This is a genomic window from Sphingomonas sp. GW821-FHT04B01, from assembly GCF_059420425.1.
Genome location: NZ_JBWKTR010000006.1, coordinates 72,080 through 90,851, shown reverse-complemented (window position 1 = coordinate 90,851; position 18,772 = coordinate 72,080). Strand labels below are relative to the sequence as shown.

Sequence of the window (18,772 nt, the reverse complement as noted above, 5' to 3'; positions counted from 1 at the left end):
GGCGATGGCCGAGCATGTCGATGTCCTCGTGGTCGGTGCCGGGATATCCGGCATCGGCCAGGGCTATCACCTGCAACGCCGCTGCCCCGACCGTAGCTATCTGATTCTCGAAGCCCGGCCGACGCTCGGTGGCACCTGGGACCTGTTCCGCTATCCCGGCATCCGCTCGGACAGCGACATGCACACGCTCGGCTTCTCCTTCCATCCCTGGACGGACGACCGGTCGATCGCCGGCGGCGCGACGATCCGCGGCTATGTCGAGGAGGCGGCGCGCGCCCATGATATCGACCGCCACATCCGCTTCGGCCACCGCGTTACCACCGCCGCCTGGTCGACCGACGCGGCACGCTGGACGATCGAGGCGACCGGCCCCGACGGCGCGCCGCTGGTCTTCACGTGCAATTTTCTATGCATGTGTTCGGGCTATTATGATTACTCCCGCGGCTTCACGCCCGAGTTCGTCGATGCCGAACGGTTCGGCGGGACGATCGTCCACCCGCAATTCTGGCCGGAGGATCTCGATTACGCCGGCAAGCGGATCGTGGTGATCGGCAGCGGCGCGACCGCGATGACGCTGGTGCCCGAACTCGCCCGGCAGGCGGCGCACGTCACCATGCTGCAGCGCTCGCCGACCTATGTGGTGTCGCGACCGGCGGAGGATCGCCTCGCCAACTGGCTGCGCGCGCGGCTGCCCGGCAGGGCCGCCTATCGCCTCACCCGGTGGAAGAACGTGCTGACCAGCATGGTCTATTACCGGCTCGCCAAATCGCGTCCGGCCCAATTCCGCAGCCGTCTGCTGGCGATGGTCCGCGACCATCTCGGCCCCGATTACGACGTCGAGCGGCATTTCACGCCGCGGTACGATCCGTGGGACCAGCGGCTCTGCCTCGTACCCGACGCCGATCTGTTCGCCAGCCTCAAACGTGGCGACGCTTCGATGGTGACCGGGACGATCGACCGTTTCACCGAGACCGGCGTCCGCCTGGATTCCGGCGAGGACCTTCCCGCCGACGTGATCGTCACCGCGACCGGCCTGCGGCTGCAATGGCTGAGCGACATCCGCTTCACCCGCGACGGCACGCCGATCGCGTTCAACACGGCCCTTCAATACAAGGGGATGATGTTCTCGGATGTGCCCAATCTGGCGTACACCTTCGGTTATACCAATGCGTCGTGGACGCTGAAGGCGGAACTGGTGGCGACCTACGTCTGCCGGTTGCTCAACACGATGCGCCAGCGCGGCCTGCGCCAGGCGACGCCGCGACTGCGCGATCCGGCGATGGCGACCGAGCCCTTCGTCGATTTCACCTCGGGCTATATCCAGCGCGCCGCCCATCTTCTGCCGCAACAGGGCGCGCGCAAGCCGTGGAAGCTCAACCAGAATTATGTGCTGGATGTGGTCGCGCTGCGGTTCGGGTCGGTCGATGACGACATGGTCTTCGACAATCCGGCGCCGGGCCGGCGCGACGCCGCCTGATCGTTCGTCGGCGGCGTTCGAGGGGAGGGAAGAGCCCTCCAGACGGAATGCGGCCCGGACCTGTTCGACCTTGCCGACCAGCGGCGAAGATCGTCACGGCCCGAGCCGCGACGGCGGTTACCAGGGCTTGATGTAAACCGAAACGACCGCGAGGACGAGTGCGAAAACTACCGACATGCTAATCTCCCTTATCGTGGCATCTCCAGGATGCCCGACATCCTTAACCTCATGTTAAGCATTTAACAATCCGTCTCGCAGCGGCTTAGATGGCTCATGTGCGATTAATCTTATCTTCAAACCTGATGCTCTACGCCGAGCCCATGACCGTCGCGCATCGCTCGGAAACCGTGGAAATGCTGGCTTCCCGCGTCATGACGGGGGCGCAGCGGACGACCGACCCGGCGTTCCGCTTTCAGCTGATCGCGGAAATCGCCAATTTCACCGAATTGCGCCGACGTCTCGGCTGTGCCCGCGCCGAGCTGCTCGTCGGCCTCGTCGCCGACCGAGTCGCGCGCGTGCTGCCGACCGCCAGCGTCGCCGTGCTGGGCCGGACCCAGATCGCCAGCGGGTTCCGCGACGCCGATCGCGCCGCCATCGATCGCGCCATCGTCGCGATCGAGAAAGCGTTCGAACAGGCGTTCACCCTCGACGATCAGCAAGTCACCATCCGCCTGACCTTCGGTGCCGCCGCGGCGGCCACCGCCAATCTCGATGAGGTGGCATTGGTCGAGGAGGCGGAAAATGCCCTTGCCGAGGCTCGCACCGCCTATCACACCGTGACCCACGCGGTCGCGCCGCGTGCGACGCTCGACGTGCTGCAGGTGGCGCGCGAGCTCGACCAGGCGATCGATCGCGAAGAGCTGGTGCTGCACTATCAGCCCAAGGTGCACGTCCGTCATCAGGAGATCCGCAGCGCCGAAGCGCTGGTGCGCTGGCATCATCCCGAACGCGGGCTGGTGATGCCCAACGATTTTATCTCGGTCGCCGAAGAATGCATGCTGATCGACCGCATGACCTTGTGGACGATCCGCCGCGCCATAGAGGACCAGCGCAACCTCGCCGCCTGCGGCCATGATCTCCGCCTGTTCATCAACATCGCCGGCCAGTTGCTCGCCGACAGCGCTTTCGTCCGCGCCGCATGCGACCTCGTCGGCGGCAGCGACGCCAAGCTCGGGTTCGAGATCACCGAAACCTCGGTGATCCGCGATCCCGCCAGCGCGATCGCCAATCTGCAGATCTTCGCGGACTTCGGCATCACCATCGCGATCGACGATTATGGCGCCGGGCTCTCCTCGCTCGCGTACCTCAAGCAATTGCCGGCGCGCGAGCTGAAGATCGACAAGCTGTTCGTCACCCAGCTCACTAGTTCCAACCGCGATCCGCTGATCGTTCGTTCGACGATCGATCTCGCGCACGCCCTGGAGATGGAAGTGGTCGCCGAGGGGGTGGAGACGCATGCCGCACTGGCGCTGCTCACCGTCATGGGCTGCGACATGGTCCAGGGTTTCCTGATCAGCCGCCCCGTCGTGCTCGAATCGTTGATCCAATATCTCGACGAAGGACGCCACCGCGCGCCCGCACCCAATCCGCTCGCGGGCTTCGGTGGCTTCGCCGCGACCCGACGCGTCGTCTGACGATGCGCCGCTGGCCCTGGCGGTCGTGGCTGGCGGCCGGTCTTCTCGCGCTGGCCCCGGTTTCGGCAACGGCGGATGTCTTCGACAGGCTCGTCGCTGACGCCAAGACCGCGATGCTCAGCGATCCGCACCGTACCGCCGACCGCGCGCTCGCTGCGGAACGCGTGGCCGACCGACAGCCGCCGTCGCGTCAGCGTGCTATTCGGCAGGCAACTGCCAACTGGCTGCGCGGCGAGGCGTTGATGCGGCTCAACGATGTCGGCGCTGCCGAACCGTTGATCAACAAGGCGGTGACGCTGTCGTCACGACTGGCGCCGGGCTCGGAGTTGCAGGGCGACGCGCTGCTTGCCAGTGGCTGGATCGCCGCCGTTCACGCCGACGTGGCCCGGGCGTTGAGCGACTATCAGCGGGCGCACAACATCTTCCGGTCGCTCGGCAACACACGCAGTCAGGCCAAGGCGCTGCAATCGATCGGCTCGCTCTATGGCGAAGCGAACGACCACACCAATGCGTTACGCTATTACGATCAGGCGTTGTCGCTATACCGCGCGGACCCGATGCTTGCGCTCGCGCTCTACAACAATCGTGGCATCTCGCTAAAAAATCTCGGTCGTTACCGCGAGGCGTCGCAGCAGTTCCGCAATGGTCTTGCGCTCACCGAACGGATCAACAGCCCGTTGCTGCGCGTGCTGATCCTCGGCAACATCGCCGAAGCGCGGCTGATGGACAAGGATGTCGTCGGGGCGCAGCGTGCGATCGACCAAGGGCTGCGGCTGTCGACGCGGGGCGAGGCGGCGGGGTTTCGCAAGACGCTGATCGGCCTCGACGCGCAGGCCGCCTATCAGCGCGGCGACATCGCTACGGCGCTGGCACTGATCGCCGAACGGTTCGACGGCGAGGACATCGATCACACCACGCTGATCGATCGCGAGGCGCATCGTACCGCTTATACCATCTATCGCGCCGCCGGCCGCCCCGAATTGGCCTTGCGCCACCTCGTCGCGTTGAAGCGGCTTGATGACGAATCGACCGCGCTCGCCCGTTCGACCAGCGCGGCGCTGATGGCGGCGCGGTTCGACTTCGCCAATCAGGAACTCAAGATCGCCAGTCTCCAGCGCGACGAAGCCCGCCGCAACGTCGCTTATGAACAGGCACGCACCCGCACGCAGCGCAACATCTTCCTCGGCGTCGTCGCCTCGACGATCCTCGCGATCGGCCTGCTCGGTATGGGCCTGATCACGCTGCGTCGGAGCCGCAACGAAGTCCGCGCCGCCAACGACGACCTCGCCGTCACCAATACCGCGCTCGGCAAGGCGCTGGCTGCCAAGACGGAATTCCTCGCCACCACCAGCCACGAGATCCGCACGCCGCTCAACGGCATCCTCGGCATGACGCAGGTGATGCTCGCCGACGCGCGGATCGGCGGCAGCACGCGCGACCGGCTCAGCGTCGTGTATAGCGCGGGCGTGACGATGCGCACCTTGGTCGACGATATCCTCGACGTCGCCAAGATGGAGACCGGCAATCTCACCGTCGAGGCGGCGCCGTTCGACCTGCGCGCGATGATCACCGAATCGACCCGGTTGTGGCAGGACCAGGCCGAGGCGAAGGGTATCGCGTTCCATCGCGACATCGCGGAGTGCCCGGCGATGATCCTGGGCGATGCCGCGCGGGTACGGCAGATCGTGTTCAATCTCATGTCGAACGCGCTCAAATTCACCGCCGAGGGCAGCGTGACGTTGCACGCCGCCGCTTATGGCGACGACCGGCTCCGCATCGTCGTCGCCGATACCGGCATCGGCATCCCGCCCGAGACGTGCGACGCGATCTTCGAATCCTTCCGTCAGGCCGACACCAGCACCACCCGCCGGTTCGGCGGCACCGGGCTTGGCCTGTCGATCTGCCGCAACCTCGCCCGGGCGATGGGTGGCGACGTGACCGTGACCAGCGTCGTGGGGGAGGGGTCGCGGTTCATCGTCGACCTGCCGCTGGTGCGCGCCGAGGCCGCGACGGCGCCGGCCGAAGCCACGCCCGGCACCGCGGGGATGCTGGTGCTCGATCGCAACCCGATCACGCGCAGCATGCTGCGGACGCTGATGACGCCGCACGCCGGCGTGGTGGTGGCCACCGCGACACTGGACGAAGCCCTCGCGGCGCTCGCCACCACGCGATTCGACCGCCTGCTGATCGATGCGGCCGCGTTGGGCGCGGTCGAGGACGCCGCCGACGCGCTGCAAAAGTTGGCCGCCGTCGCGGCTGCGGCGGACGTGACGATCCTGCTGCCGAGCGCCGCCGACGCCGATCGTATCGCATCCGCAACGGACGGATCGTTCCGTAGCGTTATCAAACCGGTCAGTGGTTCGACATTGGTCGCAATACTCTATCCTGCGCGCCATGTGGCGCTTGTGTCGCAGGCGGCATGAAGCGTAGACGCAATAGCATGCCATCGCCGATCCCACCGACCCCGCAGCCCTCCCGATGAACGTCCTGTTCATCGAAGACGATCGGATGAACCGCCGCGTCGTCAGGGACATGCTCGATGTCGCCGGGGTTACGATGATGGAGGCGGAGAGCGCGGAAGACGGGTTACAGGCGATCGACGCGCAGGATTTCGACATGCTGCTGATCGACCTGCGCATGCCGGGCATGGACGGCATAACCGCGATCGGCCACATCCGCGCGCGCGCCGACGGCAAGGCGGCGGTACCGATCATCGTCATCACCGCCGACACCGCGCTCGACCTGCGCGAGCGGTGCATCGCCGCGGGGGCGGACGAGGTGTTGTTCAAGCCGGTCGCGATGGACGCCCTGTTCGAGGCGATGGGCCGTATCCTCGCGCGCGATGCCGATGGCGGGATGCTCGTCTGACCGATGCCGGTTGCGATCGCGTGCGACGCGGCCTTCCCATGCCCGTGCCTCTCGTAGTATCGATCTGGTCCCGCCCGCTTTAATTGGTAAGTCCGATGCCCAAGCCGACCATCCGCCGCCCTTCGAAGGTCGATCTCGGCAAGGAGAGCGCCACCAGCGATCGCCTGTACCAGCGCCTCGCCCGCAAGCTGTTCGACCAGCTCGCCTCGGGTGCGTTCGCGATCGGTGACCGTCTGCCCGCCGAACGCGAGCTCGCGATCGAATATGGCGCCAGCCGCCCGGCGGTGCGCGAGGCGTTGATCGCGCTGGAGGTGCAGGGGTTCATCGAGGTCCGCGTCGGCTCCGGCGCCTATGTCTGCCGCCTGCCGGGGCAGGGCGAGGAGCCCGGCTTCGCGATCACCGCCTTCGAACTCACCGAGGTGCGGCTGATGTTCGAAGGCGAGGCGGCGGCGCTGGCGGCACTGCACATCACCGACGACCAGATCGACCGGCTCGACGCGCTGGTCGCCGCGATGGCGACCGAGAACCTGCTGCCCGAGGTGACCGAGGAGGCCGATCGCGATTTCCACCTGACCATCGCCGCCGCCACCCGCAACGCCGGCGTGCTGCGTACGATCGAGGATCTGTGGCATCTGCGCTCGACCTCGCCCGAATGTGCGTTGCTCCACGCCAAGGCACGCAATGCCAAGGTCCGGCCGGTGGTCGAGGAACATGCCGCGATCATCGACGCGCTCCGCGCGCGCGACGCCAATGCCGCCCGTGCCGCGATGCGCGCGCATCTGTCGGCGGTGATGGATCATCTGCTGTTCCGTACCGAGGAACTCGCCGTCGAGGAGGTGCGTCGTTCGCTCGCCAGCACCCGTCAGCGCTATGGCGTATCGCCCGTCGCCTGACGCAAAGCGGCATACCGCACGCTTCTAGGTTGTCAGACCAATCATTGCGCTGCTAGTCACGCCCTACCAGGAGGGGGATGGCGGCGAGATGATGATGACCCAGACCATGCGGTGGTTTGGCCCGAATGATCCGGTGCCGCTCGCCGCGATCCGGCAGGCCGGCGCGACCGAAGTGGTGACCGCACTGCATGAGATCCCGAACGGCGACGCCTGGCCCGACGATGCGATCGCCGCCCGCAAGCGGCTGATCGAGGACGCCGGTCTCGCGTGGACGGTGGTCGAGAGCCTGCCCGTCGCCGAGGGGATCAAGACCCGGTCCGCAGACTGGGATCGCCTGATCGAGGCCTATGCGGTCAGCCTTCGCCGCCTCGCCGCGCACGGCATCACCGTCGTGACCTACAATTTCATGCCGCTGCTCGACTGGACGCGGACCGACCTCGCTTGGGAATTGCCCGATGGCGCCCGCGCGTTGCGCTTCGAGCTGCATGCGCTCGCCGCCTACGACATCCATCTCCTCTGCCGGCCCGATGCGGCGGCGGACTATTCCCCCGCCGTCGTCGCTGCGGCGGCGCAGCGCTTCGCCGCGCTCGACGAGGCGGGCCGTCACCGGCTGGAGCGGACGATCATCGCCGGTCTGCCGGGCAGCGAGGAGAGCTTCACCTCGGCCGAACTGCTGCGCCGGATCGGCAGTTACGCCGCGATCGACGCCGACCAGCTGCGCGCCAACCACGTCGCCTTCCTCGCCGCGGTCTGTCCGATCGCCGAGGCCGAGGGGATCCGGCTCGTCGTCCACCCGGACGATCCGCCATTCCCGATCTTCGGCCTGCCCCGCGTCGTCAGCACCGAGGCGGACGTTGCGGCGCTGTTCGCCGCGGTGCCGTCGCCCGCCAATGGCCTGTGCTTCTGCACCGGCTCGCTGGGCGTGCGCGCCGACAACGATTTGCCCGGCATGGTCCGTCGCCTCGGCGAGCGGATCGGCTTCCTCCATCTCCGCTCGGTGCAGCGCGAGGCGGACGGCGCGTTCCACGAGGCCGAGCATCTGCGCGGTGACGCCGACATGGCGGCGATCGTCGCGGCGGTGGTCGATCTGCAACTTCGGACCGGGCGTGCGCTGCCGATGCGCCCCGACCACGGTCACCAGATGGCCGACGACCTGCACAAGCGCACCAACCCCGGCTATTCGCTGATCGGCCGCCTGCGCGGTCTCGCCGAGCTACGCGGTCTCGAAGCCGGGCTGGTCCACGCCCGCGAAGCGGGAAGGGTCTGACAAGCGGCTTGTTTGCGCGTGTGAGAAGGCGTCGAGGCCGTCTTGGCGCCAGAGTTAGCCTCCAAACCGTTCGCCCTGAGCCTGTCGAAGCCTGTCCTGAGCGACGCCGCAGGCGACGTCGAAGGGGGCAGGTGAGTCTCACGGTGCTTCGACAGGCTCAGCACCAACGGAATAGGCTGACGATCGGCCGATTGCCTTGCCTCGCGAACCGCGAGAGTTCAATCACGCTCGCCGGCCGGAAGCCTTTGGGAAGAAGATGATGTTCGCGCGGAGGCGCGGAGATGGATCGCGCGGGGCTGCGTGGCCCTGTCATCGCGTCGCCGATGGGAGGAGCCGCTGGCGCGGCAAGCGCAACATCTCCGCGCCTCCGCGCCTCCGCGTGAACACTGCTCTTCCCTAATCGGCCTTCGGCGGTGGCGAAGACGGTACGCGCAGCGCGGCGGCGAGCGACGAGGTGGCGCTGCCGCGCCGCGCCGGTTTGGGTTGCGAGGCGTCGGGCGCCCAGCCGGTGAGGAAGACGATCGAGAAGCGCTCCGTGGTCCGGCCGTCCGGCCCCGCCGCCGCGGCGAACGCCGCGGCGGTCCGGGCCAGCGTGCCGCGCGTCATCGCCGAGCGGCCGATCAGGATGTTGCTCGCCGCCATGCCGCGCAGATCGTCGAGCAGCCGCCCGAAACTCGCATAGCGGACATCGAACGTCTCGATGTCGGCGACCGGCAGCGCGAAGCCGGCGCGCATCAGCAGGTCGCCCGCGGATCGTACGTCGATCTGCGGGTGCAGCCGCGCCGCCGGCCGTTCACCCTCGGCGACGCGCAGCGCCGCGCGCAGCGCGGGCAGGCTGCCGCCGCCGAGGAACGCGCCGAGGAACAGCCCGTCGGGCCGCAATACCCGCCGGATCAGCGTCAGCGCACCGGGCAGGTCGTTGACCTGATCGAGCACGCCGGCGCTCAGCACCGCATCGAAACTGCCGTCGGCGAACGGCAGCCGCTCCTCGTCGCCCTGTACGCCGCCCGCGGCCTGCGCGAAGCGGAAGCCGGGATCAACCCGTGCGATCCGTGCGCTGGGCACGATGAGGCTGCGGTCGGGCACGCCGATGTCGAGCACGTCGGTGAACGCGCGCTTCACCGCGTCGAGCCGTTCGAGCAGCCCCTCGACCATGACGTCGCGCAGGAAAGCGTGGTCGGGATAGCCGTCGGCGGCGCGGTCGCGGCGCAGGCGGCGGGCAGGGCGGTCGAAGATGGCGTTGGCGTTCACCGCCCGGCTTGTGCCTGTTGCGGCGGTGCGCGACAAGCGGCCATGCGGACGATCGGCGCAAGCGGGCTGGCAGCGATCGCGGCGCACGGTCGCCGTGCGCTGGCGTCGCTGTTCGGCCCGATCGCCGCCGCGGCGCTGCCGCCGCGCTGCCCCGGCTGCGGGACGCCGGTGGCCGCCGATCACCGCTTCTGCGCGCCATGCTGGGGCGGGCTGCGCTGGCTGACCCCGCCGTGGTGCGCCGCGTGCAACCGGCCGTTCGCGCATGACCGCGGCGCCGACGCACGCTGCGCCGCTTGCCTCGCCGATCCGCCGCGCCATGCCGGCATCCGCGCCGCCGTCGCCTACGGACCGGTGGCGCGGCGGCTGGCGCTCAAGCTGAAATATGGCGGCCGGATCGGGGTCGCCGCGACGATGGCGGAGCGGATGGCGCCGACGCTGCCACCCGGCATCGACCTGCTCGTGCCGGTGCCGCTGCACCGCTGGCGGCTGTGGACTCGCGGGTTCAACCAGGCGGCGCTGATCGCCGCCGCGGTCCGCCGTCGCACCGGCATCGCGCACGATCCGTTCGCCCTGGTCCGCCGCCGCGCCACCGTGCCGCTGCGCGCGCTCGGTCGCGGCCGGCGACGGCAGGCGGTCGCCGGCGCGTTCGCGGTGCCCGATCCCGCGCGGGTGGCGGGCAGGACGATCGCGCTGGTCGACGACGTCTATACCAGCGGCGCCACCGCCGCCGCCTGTACGCAGGTGTTGCTGCGCGCCGGGGCCGCCGCGGTGGTGGTGCTGTGCTGGGCACGGGTGGTCGGGTCGGGGGCGGCGGGCGATTGACAAGCCGGTCCTCAGCCCACACCTCAAGCCTATGGCAAAGGTCGAAATCTACACCAAGGCATATTGTCCCTATTGCACGCGCGCGATGGCGTTGCTGGCAGCCAAGGGCGTGTCGCCGCAGGAATATGACATCTCGCTTGGCGGGCCGCAGCGGCAGGAGATGATCCAGCGCGCCAACGGCCGCACCACCGTGCCGCAGGTATTCATCGACGGCACGCATATCGGTGGCTCGGACGATCTCGCCGCGCTCAACGCGCGCGGAGGATTGGACCCGCTGCTCGCGGCATGAGGATCGCGCTGCTGCAGATGACGAGCGGGATCGATCCTGCCGTCAATGCCGCGGACATGCGCCACGGTATCACCGCCGCGGCCGCCAACGGCGCCGGCATGGTGTTCCTGCCCGAGATGGCGGGGCTGATCGATCGCGACCGCGCCCGCGCCGCCGCATCGATCCACGCCGAGGCCGACGATCCGGTGCTTGCCAGCGTCCGCGAGACCGCAGCGGTCGCCGGCCTGTGGGTGCATGTCGGCTCGCTGGCGGTGCGGCGTGCCGATGGCCGCTACGCCAATCGCAGTTTCGTCATCGACGCCGCCGGCGCAATCCGCGCGCGCTACGACAAGCTCCATCTGTTCGACGTCGATCTGCCGACCGGCGAAAGCTGGCGCGAATCCGCCGCTTATGCCCCCGGCGACGCGGCGGTGGTCGTCGATGCGCCGGTCGGGCCGCTCGGTCTGTCAATCTGCTACGATCTGCGCTTTCCCGCGCTCTATGCCGCGCTCGCCGTGGCGGGGGCGGAGGTGCTCGCGATCCCTGCCGCCTTTACCCGCCCGACCGGCGCGGCGCACTGGCACGCGCTGATGCGCGCCCGCGCGATCGAGACCGGCTGTTTCGTCGTCGCCGCCGCGCAGGCCGGCGCGCATGCCGATGGCCGCACCACCTACGGCCATTCGCTGGTCATCGATCCGTGGGGCGACGTGCTGCTCGACATGGGCGAGGCGCGCGGGCTGGGGCTCGCCGAGATCGACCCGGCGCGCGTCGCCGACGTCCGCGCCCGCATCCCGGTGCTCGACCACGCCCGCGCGATCCCGCCGGTCACCCGCGCGTGATCGTCTTCGACCTGCGCTGCGGGCTGGATCATGTCTTCGAGGCGTGGTTCGCGTCGAGCGCGGCCTATGACGCGCAGGCGGCGGCGGGGCTGCTCGCCTGCCCGATGTGCGGCGACACCGCGATCGCCAAGGCGCTGATGGCGCCGAGCATCCCGGCCAAAAGCAATCGCCGCGCCGATCCGCCGCCCGCCGCGGCGATCAAGGCGGCGCTGCGCGAGATCGCCGCCGACCAGGCCAGGACGCTCGCCACCTCGTCGTGGGTCGGCAGCGACTTTGCGACGCGCGCGCGCGCGATGCACGACGGCGACGAGGTCGTCCGCCCGATCCATGGTCAGGCCAGCCTCGCCGAGGCGAAGGCGCTGGTCGCCGACGGCGTGCCGGTGGCGCCGCTGCTCTGCCCGGTGGTGCCGCCCGAAAAGACCAATTGACCCGCTGGACCCGCCCGGCGCCGCCCGGTATCAGGAGCGCAGTGGCCCCGTAGCTCAGCCGGATAGAGCGCCAGATTCCTAATCTGTAGGTCGCGCGTTCGAATCGCGCCGGGGTCACCATCACTGGTCTCACGCCGATCCCGTCGCCTGCCGGGTCATCGGTCCGGATCGGTCCGGCTTGCAACTTTCCGTCGCGCCGCGCATAGCGCGCCTTCATGACCGCCGGGGGGCGGTCTGCCGGACTGCAAAATGCCGGCAACAATCCGCTGCTAAATGGGCAGCAGGACCAGCCATTTGGGGGCGACTATGTTCAGCCAGACGATCAGCGCGCCGGTCGACTCCGATTCGCCCGCCCTCGGCGGATCGCGAATCAAGCCACTCGCCTTCTGGCTCTATGTGCTGGTCGGCGTGGTGATGATCATCGCCTCGGCGATCGCATTGCCGTTCCTGCCGGCCCGCTCACGTTGAACCGGCGCCGCGGCGCACCGCGGCGCATCCCGATCGATCGAGACTATTGACGTCGGGAGCATCGCCGGCCGCAAGTGGCGCGATGCTCCCGATCGAAAGCCGTGTAGGGTTCAGGCCTTCACGTGCTGCGAAATGTACTTGTTCATCTCGAACATCGTGCACTTGTCGCGGCCGAACACCTTCTGCAGTTTGTCGTCTGCAAGGATTTCGCGCTTGTTTTCCGGGTTCTGCAGGTTGTTGGACTTGATATATTCCCACACCTTGCTGATCACCTGGCTGCGCGGCAGCTTCTCGTTGCCGACGATCGCGCCGAGCTCCGGGGAGGGCTGCACGGGCGCGTGGATGCCGCCGGTCTTGGTAGTCGTAGCCATCGCATTCCTTCCTGCTCGCACCCGGTCGATCCCGGGTGCTCTAAACGTTACGCTTTCTTCAGCGCGGTCGCCTTGTGCGCTGCCTTTCCACCATTGTCACTCTCTACGATATATTGGGGGTCGTCCTTCGACGCGCGGACGGTATGGCCCTTGATCGCGGTGTCGCTCGTCTGCTTCTTCTCGACCGTGCCGTGCGCGGTGCCGCCGTGGCTCTTCCAGGTCACTTCGTCGCCCTTCTTGAGGTCCGCCATCGTCTCTCTCCGTTCGTTACGCCCACAACAAAGCGCGGATACGGCAAAGGGTTGCACGCGGTGCGGCGGGGCGGTTGGACGCGTTGCCGAAACGAACTTATGACGGGCCGGCACCGCCACCGGCGGCAGGACCAAGGAACGCAGCATGACCGATCAGCACCACGCGCCGGACGAGGGCGCCACCGCCGCAACCGGCGACGCGCCGGTCGTCCCCATCGAGGTCGCCGAGGCGATCCGCACCCTGATCCGCTGGGCCGGCGACGATCCCGGCCGCGAAGGGCTGATCGACACGCCGCGCCGCGTCGCCAAGGCGTGGAAGGAATATTGCGCCGGCTATGCCGACGATCCCGCCCGCCACCTGTCGCGCGTGTTCGAGGAGGTCGGCGGCTATGACGAGATCGTGCTGCTCAAGGACATCCCCTTCCAGTCGCATTGCGAGCATCACATGGCGCCGATCATCGGCAAGGCGCACATCGCCTATCTGCCGCGCGATCACGTCGTCGGGATCAGCAAGCTCGCCCGCGTGCTGCACGGCTTCGCCCGCCGGTTGCAGGTGCAGGAACGGCTTACAGCCGAGGTCGCCGACTGTATCTGGGACAATCTCAAGCCACAGGGCGTCGCGGTGGTGATCGAGGCGAGCCACGCCTGCATGACCGCGCGCGGCGTCCGCACGCCGGGCGTGTCGATGGTGACCAGCCGGATGATGGGCGTGTTCCGCGAGGACGACCGCAGCCGCAAGGAAGTGCTGGCGCTGATGGGATGTTGACCCGCACCGTCCTCGTCACCGGCGGTGCGAAGCGGCTCGGCGCGGCGATCGCGCGTGCCTGCGCCGCCGCCGGCTGGCGCGTGGTGGTGCATTACGGCGCCTCCGCCGCCGAGGCGCAGGCGTTGGCGGCGGAACTGGACGGCGCGTCCGTGCCCGGCGACCTCGCCGACCCAGACGGCGTCGCGGCGTTGTTCGCCCGCGCCCGCGACGCCGCGGGCGGGCCGATCGCGGCGCTGGTCAACAGCGCCTCGCTCTTCGCCTACGACCGGCCCGAGGCGCTCGACCCCGCGCTGGCGGCGCGGCTCCACGCGATCAACGCGGTGACTCCGGCGATGCTCGCCGCCGCGCTCGCCGCGCAGGACGATCTGGCCGACGGCGCGGTGGTCAACCTGCTCGACCAGAAGCTCGCCAATCCCAACCCCGATTTCTTCAGTTATTCGCTCAGCAAATACGCGCTGGCCGGCGCGACCGAGATGCTCGCGCAGGCGCTGGCCCCGAAGGTCCGCGTCAATGCCGTCGCGCCGGGCATCACCTTGCCGAGCGGCGACCAGAGCGAGGCGGAATTCGCCGCGGTCGCCGCCGACAATCTGCTGCGCCGCCCGGTCGGCGCGGCGGCGGTCGCCGAGGCGGTGGTCTATCTGCTCGGCGCGCGCAGCGTCACCGGCCAGACGCTCTACGTCGACTGCGGCCAGCGTTTCCTGCGCCGCGACGGCGACGTGATGTTCGAGGGGCGCTATGGCTGATTATACCACCATCCTCGACGGGCTCGAGGTGGCGATGCGGCTCGGCATCCACCCGCACGAGGCGGCGCCGCAGCGCGTCCGCCTGTCGGTGTGGATGACGGTCGATTATGCCGCTCCGCCGAGCGCCGACGCGATCGACGAGGTGCTCGACTACGATTTCCTGCGCGACGGCATCCTCGCGATGGCCGCCGGCCCCGGCTTCGCCTTGCAGGAGACGCTGGTCGAGGCGATCGCCGCGCTCTGCCTCGCCGACCCGCGCGTCCGGCAGGTCCGCGTCCGCTCGCTCAAGCCCGACGTCTATCCGGACGCCGCGGTCGGCTGCGAGATCGTCCGCACCCGCTAGGCCCTGCATCTTCCTTGGGGGGAGGGGGGCATGACCGTCAAGGAACGCCGCGATGTGTGCCGCCCCGGCGGACGCGGGTCGCTCCCGCAACAGCCTCAGCGCCAGACGTCCGCCGCCGCGCTGACGACCGTCTTCGAGCCGAGCGCGTTGAGCGCGATCCGGTGCACGACCTCGATCGGCGCGGTGCAGAGGTCGCCGACCACTTGCACCCGCCATCCGTCGGCCGCCCGCGACAATGCGGTGAACACGACGCAATTCTGCGTCATCATGCCGCCGACGATCAGCTCATCGATCCCCGTCAGATGCGCCGCGAGATCGGTATCCTGAAACGCATCGGCATGCCGCTTCACGACGACCGGCGCGTCCCCCGCGGCGGCGAGGATCGCAGGACGAATGTCGGCCCCGGCGCTGCCCCGCACGAACGGCCCGGCGTCGGCCGGCGACTCGTGCCGGACCAGAATCACGCGATCCTCCTGCGCCTTTGCGCGCCCGATCGCCGCGACGATCCGCGCCTCGACCGCCTCCGCTTCCCACAGCGGCAGGACGCCACCGGGGAAATAGTCGTTCTGGATGTCGATGACGAGAAACGCGCGGGTCATGTGATGCTCCGGACTGTCACGAAAGGAAATTACGGATGAGTAGAACAGGATGAAAGATATCCGGTTGCTGGATATCCCATGATATATCAGCAGTGCTCCTGCGAAAGCAGAAGCCCAGGAGTCCCGAACGCCATGAGGCGTTGTTTTGCTTGGCTCTGGGCTCCTGCGTTCGCAGGAGCACGGCGTTGAGTCACCGGCGACCGAGGTCTTTGCAAAGGTCTCGAACAAGTCCGGGGCGATCCGCCGAGCCTCAAAGCCAGCACCATCGTCATCACGATGCGGTGACGGTCGCGCCACGCCGCTGGAGATACCCGGCACGGATCAGGAACGCCCGCAGCGACTCCGGAAAGTCGCGATATCGCGTCTCATGCCCGGGCTTGCAGGCGTAATGCTGTTCCGCCGAGCCGTGCGAGTCGCAGAATTGCCGAACGTCCTTCCCATGTTCGTAGTGACGCAGCATCGCCGCCCAGGCCGCCGCGAACTGCCCGGCGCGCGCGGCATCCGCGACATAGGCGGCGCAGCTACCGTTGCGATCCGGCTCGTCGGAAAAGCACCTCGGTGCCAATCGCTTCATGTCCGCCGCGAAGACGCTGCGCAGCGCCGGATCGTCGCTCACGTCCGTCGGCACGCCCCCGATCACCGCGAATATCTGCGGCGGGCGCGGCGTGCAGGCGTTGCAGCCGAACGTCGTATCGAACACTGCGTCTTCCAGGATCAGATCGATCCGGCCGTCCCCCGACCGATCAATGGCAAAATCGGCGATCTGCCCTTCCAGAATGCCGCCACCCCGTCGCACCATCGGCACGGTGCGATAGCCATCGCCGACCGGCAGCAACAATTGCACGGTCAACTCGCCGCCGGAGCCTCCAGATTGGCTCTCGACGATCACGCCGGGGCGCGGGTCGTGCGGCTCGAAGCGCACGACTGCGATGCGTGCATATTCACTCTGCCGATCGGTCGTCACCGTCAGCGGGCGGATCCCCGGCGCACTCACCGTTACCGACCCCTGATTGTTAAAGCCGTCCCATCGACATGAGGTATCGCCGACGGGCTTCGCAGGGCAGGGCAAGGGCGCGACGTGCACGGTCACGCCGCCCGACGTGAAGTCGAGCGACTGCTTCTTGAACGACCGCCACTCGTGGAACTGGCCCACCGGCACGTCGGCCGGTGCGGCGCCCAGCAGAAGAATGGAGAGGATCAGCGGCAGGACGCGCATATCCGCTCTCCCTCAACGCGCGGGCCGGGGCGTGGCTCGCGTCTCCGGCACCTTGTGCGGCCGGCAAATGCGCAGCTTCGGCTGGCAGGCGATGCCGATGTCCGAACACACCGTCTTGCCGTCCTTGGCGGTGCACGCGCGGCAGACCTTCGCCACATCGGTACAGACCTGCGGCGTTGCGAGCGCCAGCGCGACGATCATCAGCATGATGTGTTTCTCCAGCAGCAAGACCTTCGGACCCGCGCCAGACTAACGCACCGTGCGAAACAAGCAATCTAGGCCTGTCCTACAGGCCGCGCCGTGGCTAATATCCTCACCGGCTCTTTCTCATCGGCTTGATGTCGAACGAATTATTTTTGGCGACAGGCGATCCTCCGCCGCAACCGACACGCGACTCGGCGATGCGATGGGTGCAGAAACGGAAACGATCGGGCTGAATCGTTTCCGTTAAGGTGTCCATCTTGTCCATGTCGTCCAACACCGCCCGCGCTGGCTCCACGCGGGCGAGTTCGCGATCAGGCCCGGTTGGCGGCGCTCAGCACCGCACGCACGCTCGCGGTTGCGATGTCGGTGTCCACGCCGACGCCGAACACGGTGCGTCCGTCCGCGGTGCGGCATTCGACATAGGCGGCGGCCTGCGCATCGGCGCCATGGCCGATCGCATGTTCGCTGTAATCGACCACGTCGAGGTCCGGCCCGGTCTCGCCGAGCGCGGCGATCACGCCCGAGATCAGCCCGTTGCCGCGGCCCGAAATCGACCGTTCCTCGCCGTCGACCGCGACTCGACCGACGAACAGCCGGTCGCCCGCGCTGCCGCTCTCCTCGTAATCGCGCAACACGAACCGGTCGCCGTCGCGCGGCAGATAGGTCGCCTCGAACCGGCCCCAGATGTCCGCGGCGCCGAGTTCGCAGCTCGTCTCGTCGGCGAGCGCCTGGACGTGGCGGCTGAAATCCGCCTGCAGGCGCTTGGGCAGCTTCAGCCCCTTGTCCTGCTCGATCACCCAGGCGACGCCGCCCTTGCCGCTTTGCGAATTGACGCGGATCACCGCCTCGTAGCTGCGGCCGAGGTCGGCCGGATCGATCGGCAGATAGGGGACTTCCCACAATTCGTCGTTGCGCGCCGATTGCGCCGCGAAGCCCTTCTTGATCGCGTCCTGATGGCTGCCCGAGAAAGCGGTGAACACCAGATCGCCGGCATAGGGCGTGCGCGGATGCACCGGGATATTGGTGCAATAGTTGATCGTGTTGACGATGCCGTCGATGTCCGACAGGTCGAGGCCCGGCGACACGCCCTGCGTGTACATGTTGAGCGCGACGGTCACGAGGTCGCAATTGCCGGTCCGCTCGCCATTGCCGAGCAGGCAGCCCTCGACGCGATCGGCGCCCGCCATCAGCCCCAGCTCGGCCGCGGCGACGCCCGTGCCGCGGTCGTTGTGGGTGTGGAGCGAGATCACGACGCACTCGCGGTTCGGGATGTTGCGACCGAACCATTCGATCTGGTCGGCATAGACGTTGGGCGTCGCGCATTCGACCGTCGCGGGCAAATTGAAGATGATCGGTTTGTCGGCAGTCGGCTGGAGCACGTCCATCACCGCCGCGCACACCTCGAGCGAGAAATCGAGCTCGGCGGTCGAGAAGGTCTCGGGGCTGTATTCGAACCGCCAGTCGGTGTCGGGGCGTTTCGCCGCCTCGTCGCGCAGCACCTTGACGCCCTCGATCGCGATCCGCTTCACCTCGTCGCGGGTCATGCCGAACACGATCTTGCGCCACGCCGGCGACACCGCATTGTAGAGGTGGACGATCGCCTGTTTCGCCCCGTCGAGGCTGGCGAAGCTCGTCTCGATCAGGTCGCGGCGCGACTGGGTGAGCACCTGCACGAACACGTCGTCGGGGATGCGGCCGGTTTTCACCAGACCGCTGATGAAATCGAACTCCGTCGCCCCGGCCGAGGGAAAGCCGACCTCGATCTCCTTGAGGCCGACCTTGACGAGCAGGTCGAACAACCGCGTCTTCTTCTCGGCGTCCATCGGGTCGATGAGCGCCTGATTGCCGTCGCGCAGATCGGTCGACAGCCAGCGTGGCGCCTGGGTGACGACGCGCGACGGCCATTGCCGGTCGGGCAGGTCGATGGTCGGGAAGGCGCGGTATTTGGTCGAAGGATCGCGGAGCATGTATCGGTCCCGTCTTTGGCGCCGCGAACGCTGATCGTCGGACGCGGCTGGGTGGCGCTGAAGCGTTATCCGGCCCTTAGGGAGGCGTGCACGAGCA

The 18,772-nt window shown here is 68.1% G+C and carries 22 protein-coding genes and 1 tRNA gene; 15 read left to right on the top strand and 8 right to left on the bottom strand.

Annotated elements, in window-relative coordinates:
* Positions 1–4: 4 nt before the first annotated feature.
* The 6 genes from AC07UH_RS14740 to uxuA all read left to right on the top strand — a co-directional run bounded on the left by AC07UH_RS14740 (position 5) and on the right by uxuA (position 8,139).
* On the top strand, positions 5–1,477 hold the full coding sequence (locus AC07UH_RS14740; RefSeq protein WP_495180845.1) for a flavin-containing monooxygenase: 1,473 nt from the start codon (positions 5–7) through the stop codon (positions 1,475–1,477).
* Positions 1,478–1,830: 353 nt separating this feature from the next.
* Positions 1,831–3,111, top strand: a complete 1,281-nt coding sequence (locus AC07UH_RS14735; RefSeq protein WP_495189879.1) for an EAL domain-containing protein — start codon at positions 1,831–1,833, stop codon at positions 3,109–3,111.
* A gap of 2 nt (positions 3,112–3,113) precedes the next feature.
* Complete coding sequence (locus tag AC07UH_RS14730) at positions 3,114–5,534, top strand: ATP-binding protein (protein ID WP_495180843.1); 2,421 nt, start codon at positions 3,114–3,116, stop codon at positions 5,532–5,534.
* 55 nt (positions 5,535–5,589) lie between these two features.
* The gene (locus tag AC07UH_RS14725; protein ID WP_495180842.1) at positions 5,590–5,979 is read left to right on the top strand and encodes a response regulator; all 390 of its coding nucleotides are present in this window, start codon (positions 5,590–5,592) and stop codon (positions 5,977–5,979) included.
* 95 nt (positions 5,980–6,074) lie between these two features.
* Positions 6,075–6,872: a FadR/GntR family transcriptional regulator gene (locus AC07UH_RS14720; RefSeq protein ID WP_495180841.1), complete on the top strand. Its 798-nt coding sequence runs from the start codon at positions 6,075–6,077 to the stop codon at positions 6,870–6,872.
* Between the two features lie 106 nt (positions 6,873–6,978).
* Positions 6,979–8,139, top strand: a complete 1,161-nt coding sequence (gene uxuA, locus AC07UH_RS14715) for a mannonate dehydratase (RefSeq protein WP_495180840.1) — start codon at positions 6,979–6,981, stop codon at positions 8,137–8,139.
* Between the two features lie 396 nt (positions 8,140–8,535).
* On the opposite strand, the gene AC07UH_RS14710 is transcribed toward uxuA, so the two are convergent.
* Positions 8,536–9,390, bottom strand: coding sequence for a class I SAM-dependent methyltransferase (locus AC07UH_RS14710; RefSeq protein ID WP_495180839.1), 855 nt, complete (start codon positions 9,388–9,390; stop codon positions 8,536–8,538).
* Positions 9,391–9,432: 42 nt separating this feature from the next.
* On the opposite strand from AC07UH_RS14710, the gene AC07UH_RS14705 reads away from it, so the two are divergent.
* The 6 genes from AC07UH_RS14705 (at position 9,433) to AC07UH_RS14680 (ending at position 12,215) form a co-directional block, all read left to right on the top strand.
* Entirely contained in the window at positions 9,433–10,212 is a 780-nt protein-coding gene (locus tag AC07UH_RS14705; RefSeq protein ID WP_495180838.1) for a ComF family protein, read from the top strand.
* Positions 10,213–10,243: 31 nt separating this feature from the next.
* Positions 10,244–10,501 carry a glutaredoxin 3 gene (gene grxC / locus AC07UH_RS14700; protein ID WP_038661930.1) on the top strand — a complete coding sequence of 86 codons (258 nt, stop codon included), beginning with the start codon at positions 10,244–10,246 and terminating at the stop codon, positions 10,499–10,501.
* Positions 10,498–11,319 carry a carbon-nitrogen hydrolase family protein gene (locus AC07UH_RS14695; RefSeq protein ID WP_038661927.1) on the top strand — a complete coding sequence of 274 codons (822 nt, stop codon included), beginning with the start codon at positions 10,498–10,500 and terminating at the stop codon, positions 11,317–11,319. Before grxC ends, AC07UH_RS14695 begins: the two co-directional genes overlap by 4 nt.
* Positions 11,316–11,747, top strand: a complete 432-nt coding sequence (locus AC07UH_RS14690) for a DUF1178 family protein (RefSeq protein ID WP_038661924.1) — start codon at positions 11,316–11,318, stop codon at positions 11,745–11,747. Before AC07UH_RS14695 ends, AC07UH_RS14690 begins: the two co-directional genes overlap by 4 nt.
* Positions 11,748–11,790: 43 nt before the next feature.
* A tRNA-Arg gene (locus tag AC07UH_RS14685) sits at positions 11,791–11,867 on the top strand.
* Positions 11,868–12,053: 186 nt separating this feature from the next.
* A complete protein-coding gene (locus AC07UH_RS14680; protein WP_495180837.1) occupies positions 12,054–12,215 on the top strand; it encodes a hypothetical protein in 162 nt (53 codons plus the stop codon).
* A 110-nt stretch (positions 12,216–12,325) separates the two neighbouring features.
* Here AC07UH_RS14680 and AC07UH_RS14675 read toward each other — a convergent pair whose 3' ends face one another.
* Complete coding sequence (locus AC07UH_RS14675) at positions 12,326–12,586, bottom strand: SWIB/MDM2 domain-containing protein (RefSeq protein ID WP_038661921.1); 261 nt, start codon at positions 12,584–12,586, stop codon at positions 12,326–12,328.
* A gap of 47 nt (positions 12,587–12,633) precedes the next feature.
* Positions 12,634–12,837, bottom strand: coding sequence for a hypervirulence associated TUDOR domain-containing protein (locus tag AC07UH_RS14670; protein WP_038661918.1), 204 nt, complete (start codon positions 12,835–12,837; stop codon positions 12,634–12,636).
* Between the two features lie 145 nt (positions 12,838–12,982).
* On the opposite strand from AC07UH_RS14670, the gene folE reads away from it, so the two are divergent.
* The 3 genes from folE to AC07UH_RS14655 are packed head-to-tail and all read left to right on the top strand — an operon-like array spanning position 12,983 to position 14,689.
* On the top strand, positions 12,983–13,603 hold the full coding sequence (gene folE, locus AC07UH_RS14665; protein WP_038661917.1) for a GTP cyclohydrolase I FolE: 621 nt from the start codon (positions 12,983–12,985) through the stop codon (positions 13,601–13,603).
* Positions 13,597–14,346: an SDR family oxidoreductase gene (locus AC07UH_RS14660; RefSeq protein ID WP_495180836.1), complete on the top strand. Its 750-nt coding sequence runs from the start codon at positions 13,597–13,599 to the stop codon at positions 14,344–14,346. Before folE ends, AC07UH_RS14660 begins: the two co-directional genes overlap by 7 nt.
* Positions 14,339–14,689: a dihydroneopterin aldolase gene (locus AC07UH_RS14655; protein ID WP_495180835.1), complete on the top strand. Its 351-nt coding sequence runs from the start codon at positions 14,339–14,341 to the stop codon at positions 14,687–14,689. Before AC07UH_RS14660 ends, AC07UH_RS14655 begins: the two co-directional genes overlap by 8 nt.
* Before the next feature lie 95 nt (positions 14,690–14,784).
* Here the strand turns inward: AC07UH_RS14655 and AC07UH_RS14650 are convergent, their stop codons facing one another.
* From AC07UH_RS14650 to leuA, 5 genes are all read right to left on the bottom strand, one after another.
* Complete coding sequence (locus AC07UH_RS14650) at positions 14,785–15,288, bottom strand: cysteine hydrolase family protein (RefSeq protein WP_495180834.1); 504 nt, start codon at positions 15,286–15,288, stop codon at positions 14,785–14,787.
* A 271-nt stretch (positions 15,289–15,559) separates the two neighbouring features.
* Positions 15,560–16,504 carry a hypothetical protein gene (locus AC07UH_RS14645; protein ID WP_495180833.1) on the bottom strand — a complete coding sequence of 315 codons (945 nt, stop codon included), beginning with the start codon at positions 16,502–16,504 and terminating at the stop codon, positions 15,560–15,562.
* A 12-nt stretch (positions 16,505–16,516) separates the two neighbouring features.
* On the bottom strand, positions 16,517–16,711 hold the full coding sequence (locus tag AC07UH_RS14640) for a hypothetical protein (RefSeq protein WP_495180832.1): 195 nt from the start codon (positions 16,709–16,711) through the stop codon (positions 16,517–16,519).
* Between the two features lie 106 nt (positions 16,712–16,817).
* Positions 16,818–16,973 (bottom strand): hypothetical protein, encoded by a 156-nt coding sequence (locus AC07UH_RS14635; RefSeq protein ID WP_495180831.1) that lies wholly within the window; start codon positions 16,971–16,973, stop codon positions 16,818–16,820.
* A 46-nt stretch (positions 16,974–17,019) separates the two neighbouring features.
* Positions 17,020–18,675, bottom strand: a complete 1,656-nt coding sequence (gene leuA / locus AC07UH_RS14630; protein ID WP_495180830.1) for a 2-isopropylmalate synthase — start codon at positions 18,673–18,675, stop codon at positions 17,020–17,022.
* Positions 18,676–18,772 lie beyond the last annotated feature (97 nt).

What these genes read in the sequence shown, in the direction of transcription:
- AC07UH_RS14740 (WP_495180845.1), top strand. Translation starts at nt 5, where the DNA reads ATGGCCGAGCATGTCGATGTCCTCGTGGTCGGTGCCGGGATATCCGGC.
- AC07UH_RS14735 (WP_495189879.1), top strand. Translation starts at nt 1,831, where the DNA reads ATGCTGGCTTCCCGCGTCATGACGGGGGCGCAGCGGACGACCGACCCG.
- AC07UH_RS14730 (WP_495180843.1), top strand. Translation starts at nt 3,114, where the DNA reads ATGCGCCGCTGGCCCTGGCGGTCGTGGCTGGCGGCCGGTCTTCTCGCG.
- AC07UH_RS14725 (WP_495180842.1), top strand. Translation starts at nt 5,590, where the DNA reads ATGAACGTCCTGTTCATCGAAGACGATCGGATGAACCGCCGCGTCGTC.
- AC07UH_RS14720 (WP_495180841.1), top strand. Translation starts at nt 6,075, where the DNA reads ATGCCCAAGCCGACCATCCGCCGCCCTTCGAAGGTCGATCTCGGCAAG.
- uxuA (WP_495180840.1), top strand. Translation starts at nt 6,979, where the DNA reads ATGCGGTGGTTTGGCCCGAATGATCCGGTGCCGCTCGCCGCGATCCGG.
- AC07UH_RS14705 (WP_495180838.1), top strand. Translation starts at nt 9,433, where the DNA reads ATGCGGACGATCGGCGCAAGCGGGCTGGCAGCGATCGCGGCGCACGGT.
- grxC (WP_038661930.1), top strand. Translation starts at nt 10,244, where the DNA reads ATGGCAAAGGTCGAAATCTACACCAAGGCATATTGTCCCTATTGCACG.
- AC07UH_RS14695 (WP_038661927.1), top strand. Translation starts at nt 10,498, where the DNA reads ATGAGGATCGCGCTGCTGCAGATGACGAGCGGGATCGATCCTGCCGTC.
- AC07UH_RS14680 (WP_495180837.1), top strand. Translation starts at nt 12,054, where the DNA reads ATGTTCAGCCAGACGATCAGCGCGCCGGTCGACTCCGATTCGCCCGCC.
- AC07UH_RS14675 (WP_038661921.1), bottom strand. Translation starts at nt 12,586, where the DNA reads ATGGCTACGACTACCAAGACCGGCGGCATCCACGCGCCCGTGCAGCCC.
- AC07UH_RS14670 (WP_038661918.1), bottom strand. Translation starts at nt 12,837, where the DNA reads ATGGCGGACCTCAAGAAGGGCGACGAAGTGACCTGGAAGAGCCACGGC.
- folE (WP_038661917.1), top strand. Translation starts at nt 12,983, where the DNA reads ATGACCGATCAGCACCACGCGCCGGACGAGGGCGCCACCGCCGCAACC.
- AC07UH_RS14660 (WP_495180836.1), top strand. Translation starts at nt 13,597, where the DNA reads ATGTTGACCCGCACCGTCCTCGTCACCGGCGGTGCGAAGCGGCTCGGC.
- AC07UH_RS14655 (WP_495180835.1), top strand. Translation starts at nt 14,339, where the DNA reads ATGGCTGATTATACCACCATCCTCGACGGGCTCGAGGTGGCGATGCGG.
- AC07UH_RS14650 (WP_495180834.1), bottom strand. Translation starts at nt 15,288, where the DNA reads ATGACCCGCGCGTTTCTCGTCATCGACATCCAGAACGACTATTTCCCC.
- AC07UH_RS14645 (WP_495180833.1), bottom strand. Translation starts at nt 16,504, where the DNA reads ATGCGCGTCCTGCCGCTGATCCTCTCCATTCTTCTGCTGGGCGCCGCA.
- AC07UH_RS14640 (WP_495180832.1), bottom strand. Translation starts at nt 16,711, where the DNA reads ATGCTGATGATCGTCGCGCTGGCGCTCGCAACGCCGCAGGTCTGTACC.
- AC07UH_RS14635 (WP_495180831.1), bottom strand. Translation starts at nt 16,973, where the DNA reads ATGGACAAGATGGACACCTTAACGGAAACGATTCAGCCCGATCGTTTC.
- leuA (WP_495180830.1), bottom strand. Translation starts at nt 18,675, where the DNA reads ATGCTCCGCGATCCTTCGACCAAATACCGCGCCTTCCCGACCATCGAC.